The organism is Rhizobacter sp. P1_G5, assembly GCF_056405435.1.
This window is the reverse complement of record NZ_JBFUCB010000155.1, coordinates 1-10,854: the sequence shown is the minus strand read 5'-3', so window position 1 is coordinate 10,854 and position 10,854 is coordinate 1. Positions and strand designations below refer to the sequence as shown.

Sequence of the window (10,854 nt, the reverse complement as noted above, 5' to 3'; positions counted from 1 at the left end):
TCCTCCCAGCCCGGCACTCCAGGCCGCTGCGCCGTCCCGAGATCGAACGACAGCCGCCGCGGCACGAGCCACCACCGCGCCCCCACCCGGTTGACCTCGGTCTCGCTCGCCGACAGCCCGCTCCCCGCCCACTCGGCATAGAGCGTCCCGCTGCGCAGCGGCTGCCACACGCTCGACAAGGTCGCCCGGTTGCGCGGCACCCCCGCCACGTCGCGTCCCAGGTTCATCTGCAGCGCCCAGCTGCTGGCCAGCCGCAGCTGGGCTCCKGCCGCCACGGTGGCCTGCTCGGTTCGCAGCCCCGGCTCGGTCTCGGTGCGTAACCCCGCCCAGCTCATCCGCATCGACGTCTTCAGCCCGCCACCCAGCGTCTCGGTCGTGCTGGTCTCGACCCGCGAGCGCAGCTGGCTCGGGCCCACGTCGGTCGGATTCGCGCGCGGTGTCTCGACGCGCCAGTCGATGCGCTCGCCGCCGCAGCGCCGCAACAGCAGCGCCTCGCGGTCGGCCGGGCCGGCGTCGGCGAACGGATYCGCGCGGCACGGCACCGGCGGCGCCGCCCCAGCGTCAGCAGCGGCCCCCACCATCAGCATCGTCATCAGGAAGCACTTGCGCGCCGGAAACTTCATGTCACAAGCAGAGGCATGGATGTCAGCCGGAACATCATGCAAGAAGCCCCCGTAGGACAACCGGAATGCCGCACCGCAACAATGGGGTATGCGCACGAGGACGGTGCGCGCAGACGAAGTCACAATACGCCGTAGTTTCATCGCGGTACGCCGCGCCCAGCCCGCCATGCTGACCAACTTCTTCTTCACCCTGCGCGCCGCCAAGCTGAAGGTCTCCGTCAAGGAATACCTGACGCTGCTCGAAGCACTGCAAGCCGGCGTGATCGACGACGAAGGCGGCCCGAGCGTCGACAAGTTCTACCTGCTCGCCCGCACCACGCTCGTCAAGGACGAGGCCAACTTCGACAAGTTCGACCGCGCCTTCGCCGCCTACTTCAAGGGCGTCGAGCTGCTCACCGACTTCACGCAGGACATCCCGCTCGACTGGCTGCAGAAGAAGCTCGAGCTCGAACTCAGCCCCGAGGACAAGGCCGCGATCGAGAAGATGGGCTGGGACGAGCTGATGGAGACGCTCAAGAAGCGCTTCGAGGAACAGAAGGAACGCCACGAAGGCGGCAACCGCATGATCGGCACCGGCGGCACCAGCCCGTTCGGCGCCTACGGCTACAACCCGCAAGGCATCCGCATCGGGCAGGACAAGTCCCGCAACAAGAGCGCCGTGAAGGTCTGGGACCAGCGCCAGTTCAAGGACTACGACGACTCGCTCGAACTCGGCACCCGCAACATCAAGGTCGCGCTGCGCCGCCTGCGCCGCTTCGCCCGCGAAGGCTCCGACGAGGAACTCGACCTCGACGACACCATCCGCTCGACCGCCGCCAACGCCGGCTACCTCGACATCAAGATGGTCCCCGAGCGCCACAACAAGGTGAAGGTGCTGCTGCTGATGGACGTCGGCGGCACGATGGACGAACACATCCACCGCGTCGAAGAGGTGTTCAGCGCCGCCAAGGCCGAGTTCAAGCACCTGGAGTTCTACTACTTCCACAACTGCGTCTACGACTTCATGTGGAAGAACAACCGCCGCCGCTACAGCGAGAAATTCTCCACCTGGGACGTGATCCGCAAGTACAACAAGGACTACAAGCTGATCTTCGTCGGCGACGCGACGATGAGCCCCTACGAGATCCTGCAGCCCGGCGGCAGCGTCGAATACAACAACGAGGAGGCCGGCGCCGAATGGCTGCAGCGCCTCACGCATGCCTTCCCCAAATTCGCGTGGATCAACCCCGAGCCGCAAGGCGTCTGGGGCTACCGCCAGAGCATCTCGATCGTCGCCCAGCTGATGAACCAGCGCATGTTTCCGCTCACGCTGCAAGGCCTCGAAGGTGCCATGCGGCTGCTGAGCAAATGAGGGTGCCCGCACCGCCCCTGCTGGCCGCCGGGCTCGCGCTGTCGATCTCGCTGTCGGGCTGCGCGATCTTCAAGCCCGGCAGCGACGACGGCAGCAAGCCCGAATCTCCCCCGGCCGCCRCTGCTGCACCGGCGGCGGCCGCGTCCGCTCCGGCCTTCGTCGCCTACCGGCTCGAGATCGAGGCCCCCGACGACCTGAAGGCCCTGCTCACCACCTACCTCGACCTCGGCCGCTTCCAGTCGTCGACGCAGGAAGGCATCACCCGTGCCGAGCTCGACCGCCTCGCCGCGGCCGCGCCGGCCCAGGCCAGGACGCTGGTCGAGACCGAGGGCTACTTCAACGCCGAAGCCACCGTCGAGCGCAGCGAGACGCCCGAAGGCCTGCCGGTCATCAAGCTGGTGCTGCAGGTCGGTCCGCGCACCCGCGTCGACCACTGGGACCTGCAGATCGAAGGCGAGCTGAAGAAGGGCCTCGATGCCAAGGATCCGGCCGCGCGCGAGACCTTCGACCGCCTCGAGGACCAGTGGCCGCTGAAGCTCGGCCGCCCGTTCCGCCAGGGCCTGTGGGGCGAGGCGAAGAACGAGACCGTGGCCCGGCTGCGCGCCGACGGCTACCCGGCCGCGCAATGGAAGAGCACCGAGGCACGCGTCGACGCGTCGACGCAGAAGGCCAGCATCACCGCGGTGCTCGACAGCGGCCCGCTGTTCCACCTCGGCGAGCTCCGCATCGAAGGCCTGCAGCGCTACGACGAAGGCGCGATCCGCAACCTCGCCGACTTCGGCCCCGGCACGCCCTACACCGAGAAGCGCATCCTCGATTTCCAGGAACGCCTGGGCAAGCTCGGGCTGTTCGAGGGCGTCTCGGTCGAGATCGATCCCGATCCGGCGGTTGCCGCGGCGACGCCGGTGACGGTGCGGGTGCGCGAGCAGACGCTGCAGCAGGCCACCTTCGGCATCGGCTACAGCGACAACACCGGCGGGCGCTTCACCTTCGAGCACCGGCACCGCCGGCCGTTCGGCTTCAACGCGCAACTGCACAACAAGTTCGAACTCGGCCGCGACCTGCGCTCGTGGGACGCCGACCTCACGTCGAACCCGACCGACGGCCAGTACCGCAACCTGATCGCCACCAGCATCTCGCGGCTCGACTCGGCCGGCGCGATCACGCTGAACTCGCGCGTGCGGGTCGGCCGCTCGCTCGACACCGAGCACATCGAGCGGCTGATCTTCGTCGAGGTGCTCGACTCGAAGCTCACCAACGACACCGCCGAGCAGGACAGCCGCGCCGTCTCGCAGAACTACAACTGGGTCTGGCGCGACGTCGACAGCATCCTGCTGCCCACCAAGGGCCTGACCGCCTCGATCCAGGCGGCCGGCGGCTATGCCATCAACAACTTCGCCAGCAACGGCCCGTTCGGCCGCACCTACGGCCGCCTGACCGGCTACTGGCCGCTCGGCCAGCGCTGGTACGGCCAGGCGCGGGTCGAGGCCGGCGGCGTGTTCGCGAAACCCGATGTCGGCATCCCGGATGCGCTGCTGTTCCGCGCCGGCGGCGACGACTCGGTGCGCGGCTACGCCTACCGCTCGCTGGGTGTGATCAAGGATGGCGAGCTCTACGGCGGCCGCTTCCTGCTGACCAGCAGCATCGAACTGGCCCGCCCGATCTCGCCGCGCATGCCCTCGCTGTGGTGGGCGGTGTTCGCCGACGGCGGCAACGCGTCCGACACCTGGGGCCACGTGAACTCGGTCTACGGCTACGGCGTCGGCCTGCGCTGGCGCAGCCCGGTCGGGCCGCTGCGCATCGACTATGCGCACGGCCAGGCGGTCGACGAGAACCGCCTCCATTTGAGCGTCGGCATCGCCTTCTAGAACTCGCATGAGCGACGACACCGAAGCCACGCCCCCCGCCAAACCGCTGCGCCGACGCCGCTGGTGGGTCGCGCTGCTGATCATCGGCTTCGTGCTGCTGATCGTGCTGCCGGCCGCGCTGGTCGGCACCGCGCTGTGGGCGGCCGGCAGCGAGAGCGGCACCGCGTGGCTGCTCGGCAACGTCGCACGCTCGCTGCCGTTGCTGCAGGTCAGCGAGCCACGCGGTTCGCTGGTCGGCGATTTCAGCGCGAAGCAGGTCGTCGTCGTGCTCGGCGAACACGACCGCATCGTGATCGACGCGCTGCGCTGGCGCGGCCTCTCGCTGTCGTTCACGCCCTACCCGCGTTCGTGGGCGGCGGTGCATGCCGATGCGATGTCGGCCGAGCGCGTCACGGTGCAGATCGGCCCCAGCGATCCGAATGCCAAGCCGTCGGGTCTGCCGAGTTCGCTGCGCTCGCCGGTCGAGGTGTACGTCGACCAGCTGACGGTCGGCACGCTGCTGGTGCCGGGGCTGGAGGCGCATCCGTTGCGCGAGATCGCCGCCAAGGTCGCGCTGGGCGCCGAGCGCGGCGCGCTGCACCGTGTCAGCGGTGTCTCGCTGCGGCTCGATGCGCTGCAGGTCACCGGCCGCGCGCAGATCGGCGCCGACGGCGACATGCCGCTCGAGCTGCAGCTGGCCGGCGTGCAGGGCAGCGGCAGCGAGGCGGCCCTGCCGACGCTGCCGGCCTGGGCGAAATCGCTGCGCAACGACTGGCATGCCGGCCTGTCGGCGAAGGGCCCGCTCGCGCGCTTCAATGCCAAGGCCGCGTTGCGCGCGCAAGGGCAGTCGCTGGACGCCACCGCCACCGTCGCGCCGTGGGACAGCTGGCCGCTGCCGCAGGTCGATGCCAGCACGCAGGCGCTCGACCTGTCGGCCCTGCTGACCAGCGCGCCCGTCACCGCGCTGAGCGGCACGGTCTCGATCGCCCCCACCGATGCGAAGGCCGGCCAGGGCGGCCTCGCCGCGCGCGGCACGCTGCGCAACGACACCCCCGGCCGCTGGGACCAGCAGCGCCTGCCGCTGCGCCAGCTGAGCTTCGACGTGCGCGGACGCGCCGACCAGCCGCGGCAGTTCGAGCTCGCTGCGTTCGAAGCGGTGCTCGCCGGCACCGCCAAGCMGGCCGGCAGCGTCAGCGGCACCGGCCGCGTCGACGGCGGCAACTTCGAGCTGAACGCGACGCTCGACAAGATCGCGCCGTCCGAGCTCGACCCGAACCTGCCGGCGATGACGCTCGGCGGCCCCGTCACCCTGTCCGGCCAGACCCACCCGCCGCTGCCCGACGGCAGCGCACAGCCGCCGAGCTTCAAGGCGCTGGTCGACCTGAAGGGCCAGCTGCTGCAGCCGGCGCGCGCGGTGCAGCTGAAGGTGGATGCGCAAGGCGATGAGCGGCACATCGAGCTGCGCGAGTTGCGCGCCTCCGCCGGCGCGGCACAGGCCAGCCTGAGCGGCAGCGCCGAGCGCGGTGCGGCTCAGTGGCAGGCCAAGGCGAAAGGCGCGCTGGTCGATTTCGATCCTGCGGCCTGGTTTCCCGGGCCGCCCGAATCGAGCTGGCACCTCGGGCCGCACCGGCTGAACGTGAAGGGCGAGCTGGCCGTGACGGTGCCCGACAGCGTGACCGCCCCGGCCCCGCGCGGTGCGACGCTGCTCGACCGCCTGGCCGCGCTGCGCGGCGACATCAGCGCGGTGATCGGCGACAGCGTGCTGGCCGGCGTGCCGCTGCGGGGCGACCTCGCGCTGCACCACCCGAGCGCCGGCGCGCCGTTCGCCGCCAGCGTGAAACTCGACGCCGGCGGCAACGCGCTGAACGCCGAAGGCACGCTCGCCACCGATGCGCGCGGCGCGGCCGATCGCTGGCATGTCGATGCCCGCGCGCCGGTGCTGGCGCGCCTGCAGCCGCTGCTGAAGCTGCTGCCCGGCGCACAGGCCTCCGGCCTGCTCGAAGGCCTGAACGGCAGCTTCAACGGCGAGGCCGAGCTGACCGGCCGCTGGCCCGACGTGAAGACGCAGGGCCAGGGCAAGCTCGCGACGCTGCGCGCCGGCCCGCTGGCGGTCGGCCGGGCCGACCTGCGCTGGCAGGCCGGCAGCAGCGCCGATGCGCCGCTGGAGCTCAGCGCCGACATCGCCCAGGGCGCCTGGCGCGGCCAGGGCCTCGACAGCAGCCGGCTGCAGTTGCAGGGCACGGCCCGCTCGCACACGCTGAACTGGCGCAGCGAGCTGAAGGCCCTGCCGCCGGCCTGGGTCGACAGCGTGCAGCCGCCACCCGCTGCGCGAGCGGCCAGCGCGCCTGCGGCGACTCGCCCCGTCGCTGCAGCATCTGCTGCGGCCTCCGCGGCAGCCAGCGCCCCGCCCGCGGCTGCAGCGGCCGCCTCGGCCCCCTCTCCCGCCACCGGCCGCACGCTGGTGCTCGTGACCGCCCGCGGCAGCCTCACCGGCGCGCCGTTCGACGGCACGTCACCGCGACCTTCCATCGGCAACACCGCCGGCAAGCCGCCGACCCCGCTGAACTGGAAGGGCACGCTGCAGCAGGCCGAGGTGCGCAGCAGCCAGCCCGGCAGCACGCCGTGGCTGCTGGCGCAGAACGTCGATGTCGAGGTGCAGGCGGGCGACGCGCCGTCGGTCAACGTATCGGCCGGCCGCGCCGACATCCTCGGCGCCGGGCTGCGCTGGGACGYCATCCGCTGGCAGGCCGGCCAGGGCGTGCAGACGCAGCAGCTCGACGTGCAGGCCGAACTGCAGCCGGTCGCGATCGCACCGCTGCTGCGCCGGCTGCAGCCGGATTTCGGCTGGGGCGGCGACCTGCAGATCGGCGGCAGGATCGTCGTGCACCAGGCGGCCGAGTTCAGCGCCGACATCGTGCTCGAGCGCGTGCGCGGCGATCTCTCGGTGACCGACGAAACCGGCACGCAGCCGCTCGGCCTGACCGACCTGCGGCTCGGCCTGAGCGCGCAGGACGGCGTCTGGAACTTCACGCAGGGCCTGGCCGGCAACCAGCTCGGCGTGGCGGCCGGCGCGATCGTCGTGCGCACCTCGCCGAAGCGCGCCTGGCCCGAGCCCGAGGCGCCGGTGCAAGGCGTGCTCGAGGCGCAGGTGGCGAACCTCGGCACCTGGGGCGCGTGGGTGCCGGCCGGCTGGCGCCTGGGGGGCAAGCTCGGCACCACCGCGACCATCGGCGGGCGCTTCGGTGCGATCGAATACACCGGCCACATGAAAGGCTCCGACCTGTCGGCGCGCAACATCCTGCAGGGCGTCAACGTGACCGACGGCGAGGTCGACATCGCGCTGCAGGGCGACAACGCGAAGATCAACACCTTCCAGGCGCGCGCCGGCAACGGCACCGTCAAGCTGAGCGGCGCGGCCGAGTTCGGCGAGAAGCCGCACGCGAAGATGACGCTGGTGGCCGAGCGCTTCCAGCTGCTGGGCCGGGTCGACCGGCGCATCGTCACCACCGGCCAGGCGCAGGTGGAGCTCGACCGCGACAACCTGAAGGTCGACGGCAGCTTCAAGGTCGACGAAGGGCTGTTCGATTTCAGCCTGTCGAGCGCGCCCAGCCTGTCGGGCGACGTGGTGGTCGTGAACCGCAACACCGCCATCGAGGTCACCGCGCCGACCGGCGCACCAAGCAACCGCAACGTCGCGGTCGACCTGACGGTGAACCTGGGCCAGGCGCTGCGGCTGCGCGGGCGCGGCATCGACACCCGGCTCGAAGGCGAGCTGAAGCTGACGACGCCGGGCGGCAAGCTGGCGCTCAACGGCAGCGTGCGCGCGGTCGACGGCACCTACAACGCCTATGGCCAGAAGCTGACGATCGACCGCGGCGTCATCACCTTCACCGGCACGCCGGAGAACCCGCGCCTCGACATCGAGGCGACGCGGCCGAACACCGACGTGCGCGTCGGCGTCGCGATCACCGGCACCGCGCTGACGCCGCGCGTGCGGCTGTTCTCCGAGCCGGAGCTGTCCGACATCGACAAGCTCTCGTGGATGCTGCTCGGCCGCGCGAGCGAYGGGCTGGGCAAATCCGACACCGCGCTGCTGCAGCGCGCGGCGCTGGCGCTGCTGGCCGGCGAAGGCGGCGGCGCCGATCCGCTGAAGGTGCTGGGCATCGACGACCTGTCGGTGTCGCAGAACACGAACAGCGCGACCGACGTGCGCGAGACGGTGGTGTCGCTTGGCAAGCAGCTGTCGCGGCGCTGGTACGTCGGCTACGAACGCAGCCTGAACGCGACCACCGGCAACTGGCAGCTGATCTACCGGATCGCCCAGCGCTTCACGCTGCGCGCGCAGTCGGGGCTCGACAACTCGCTGGACTTCATCTGGACGCTGCGCTGGCAGTGAGCTGGCTGGCCGTGAACTTGCAAGCACTCCCCGTGTCACGACACTGACACGCCGGCAGCGCAACCTGCGCGGCTTTGCCGGCCGCCCCTCGCGGTCGCCCCGCTCGGTTGAAGTTGCGGACGGAAGTTCCGCGAACAGGGAGAACTTGCATGTCGAACCATTCCAAGTGGCACGCGTCCTGGACCTCCGGCGTCATCGTCGGCCTGCTGGCCGCGCTGTCGGCCTGCGGCGGCGGCGGTGATGACGCGCCGCCCGCCGGCGGCGGCGGCAATCCGCCCGTCACGACCTTGCCGGACTGCCCCGCCGCGCCGAACACGCTGCGCGACATCACCGCGGTGCAGGGCCCGGGCGCGCTGAGCCCGTTCGACGGCCAGGCCGTCACGGTGCGCGGCGTCGTCACCGCCGATTTCCAGGGCGACGAGCAGCTGAAGGGTTTCTTCATCCAGCAGCCGGTCGCCGATGCCGACCCGAAGACCTCCGAGGGCCTGTTCGTCTACGCGCCGGGCGGTGCCGACGTGAAAGTGGGCGACTACGTGCAGGCGAGCGGCACCGTCAGCGAATTCAAGAGCGGCAGCACCGACCCCGAGCGGCTGACCGAGCTGGCCACCGTCACCGCGATCAGCACCTGCGGCGCCGGCCCCACCATCGCCGCGCGCGAGGTCACGCTGCCGCTGGCCAGCGCCGGCGACCTCGAAGCGGTCGAAGGCATGCTGGTCGAGTTCAAGCAGACGCTCACCGTCTCCGAAGTCCACAACCTGGGCCGCTACGGCGAGCTGGTGCTGTCCACCGGCGGCCGGCTGTTCCAGGCCAACAACCACCCGGGCAGTGCGACGCGCGACGAGGTGAACGCCGCGAACGTGCTCGCGAAGATCGTGCTGGACGACGGCGCCGGCATCCAGAACCCGACACCGATTCCCTACCTCTCCGCCGCCGACACCAACGGCACGCGCCGCGTCGGCGACACGGTGGCCGGCGTGCGCGGCGTGATGACCTGGACGGCCGATGCCTTCCATGTGCACCCGGTCGCGGCCCTCGCGTTCACCGCGGCCAACCCGCGCCCTGCCGCACCGGCGGCCGTCGGCGGCACGCTGCGTGCCGGCAGCCTGAACGTGCTGAACTTCTTCACGACGCTCGGCCAGCGCGGCGCCAATACCGCGGATGAACTGGTGCGCCAGCGCGCGAAGCTGGTCGAGACCATCGTCGGGCTGGATGCCGATGCGCTCGGGCTGATGGAGATCGAGAACAACGGCACCGTGGCCCTCGCCGACCTGGTCGGCGCGGTCAACGCGAAGCTGGGTGCCAACACCTACGCGTGGATCGACGCCGGCAAGCCCGGCACCGATGCGATCACCGTCGCGATGATCTACAAGCCGGCGCGCCTGACGCCGATCGGCAATGCGATGGTGCCGACCGACCCGGACTTCGCGGTCGACGGAGGCCTGCGCCCGCCGGTCGCGCAGCGCTTCGCCGCGGTCGACAACCTCGGCGGCTTCTGGCTGGTGGTGAATCACCTGAAGAGCAAGGGCTCGTGCCCGGCCTCGGCCGCCGACCTGGATGCCGACAACGGCCAGGGCTGCTGGAACGTCTCGCGCTTCCGGCAGGCGCTCGCGCTGCAGAAGTGGGTGACTCAGCTCACCGACATCTCGGGCGAGGCCGACGTGCTGATGGTCGGCGACTTCAACTCGTACTTGAACGAGGACCCGGTCAAGAGCCTGGAAGGCGGCGGCTTCGAGGAGCTGCTGAAGCGCCTGCCGGAAGAGGCCCGCTACAGCTACGTGTTCAACGGCGAATCGGGCGCACTCGACCACGCGTTCGCGAGCGAGACGCTGGGCGCGCAGGTGAGCGGTGTCACCGTGTGGCACGTCAACGCCGACGAGCCGCTGGTGCTCGACTACAACACCGAGTTCAAGACCGACGACCGCTTTGCGGCAACGCCGTTCCGCTCGTCGGACCACGACCCGGTGCTGGTCGGCCTGACGCTCACGGCCGACGCGCCGGTGATCGTGCCGGCGCTGGCCGCGACGCTGCCGGGCAGCGGCGTGGTGGGCACGGCCGTCAGCATCACCGGCATCGCGGCGAGCAACGGCAGCGCGCTGTCGGTCGACTGGGGCGACGGCACGGTCGAGGCCCCGGCCGTTGGCGTCACGACGCTCAGCCACACCTATGCCGCGGCCGGCAGTTTCTCGCTGAAGCTGGTGCTGAGCGGCGCGGGCGGCCTGACGGCCGAGCGCAGCGGCACGGTCGTCGTGAGCGCCGCGCCGAGCAGCGGCGACACGCCGGAGCTGTTCTTCAGCGAGTACGTCGAAGGCAGCAGCAACAACAAGGCGCTGGAGATCTACAACCCGACCGTGGGCACGGTGGACCTCACGGCCTACACGGTGCGGCTGTATGCGAACGGCGGCAGCACGCCGACCAGCTCGCTGCCGTTGACCGGCACGCTCGAGCCGGGCAAGACGCTGGTGCTGATCCACGCCTCGTTCACGACCACCGTCACGCTGCCGGGCGCGCTGAAGGTCGGCGTCGTCAACTTCAACGGCAACGACGCGGTGACACTGGAGAAGTCGGGCACCGTGGTCGATTCGTTCGGCCAGGTCGGCTTCAATCCCGGCACCGCGTGGACCAGCAGCACGCTGACGA

At 70.9% G+C, this 10,854-nt stretch carries 5 protein-coding genes; 4 read left to right on the top strand and 1 reads right to left on the bottom strand.

The features are described from left to right. On the bottom strand, positions 1 to 623 hold a 623-nt coding region (locus AC1D12_RS13230; RefSeq protein WP_477840862.1), incomplete at its 3' end, for a hypothetical protein. Between the two features lie 166 nt (positions 624 to 789). Here AC1D12_RS13230 and AC1D12_RS13225 point away from each other — a divergent pair. From AC1D12_RS13225 to AC1D12_RS13210, 4 genes are all read left to right on the top strand, one after another. Continuing rightward, positions 790 to 1,974 (top strand): vWA domain-containing protein, encoded by a 1,185-nt coding sequence (locus tag AC1D12_RS13225; protein ID WP_477826478.1) that lies wholly within the window; start codon positions 790 to 792, stop codon positions 1,972 to 1,974. A 2-nt stretch (positions 1,975 to 1,976) separates the two neighbouring features. Continuing rightward, positions 1,977 to 3,842 (top strand): autotransporter assembly complex protein TamA, encoded by a 1,866-nt coding sequence (locus AC1D12_RS13220; protein WP_477840861.1) that lies wholly within the window; start codon positions 1,977 to 1,979, stop codon positions 3,840 to 3,842. A 7-nt stretch (positions 3,843 to 3,849) separates the two neighbouring features. Next, positions 3,850 to 8,217, top strand: coding sequence for a translocation/assembly module TamB domain-containing protein (locus tag AC1D12_RS13215; RefSeq protein ID WP_477840859.1), 4,368 nt, complete (start codon positions 3,850 to 3,852; stop codon positions 8,215 to 8,217). A 149-nt stretch (positions 8,218 to 8,366) separates the two neighbouring features. Next, a partial coding sequence (locus AC1D12_RS13210) for an ExeM/NucH family extracellular endonuclease (RefSeq protein WP_477840857.1) occupies positions 8,367 to 10,854 on the top strand: 2,488 nt, incomplete at its 3' end.

What these genes read in the sequence shown, in the direction of transcription:
- AC1D12_RS13225 (WP_477826478.1), top strand. Translation starts at nt 790, where the DNA reads ATGCTGACCAACTTCTTCTTCACCCTGCGCGCCGCCAAGCTGAAGGTC.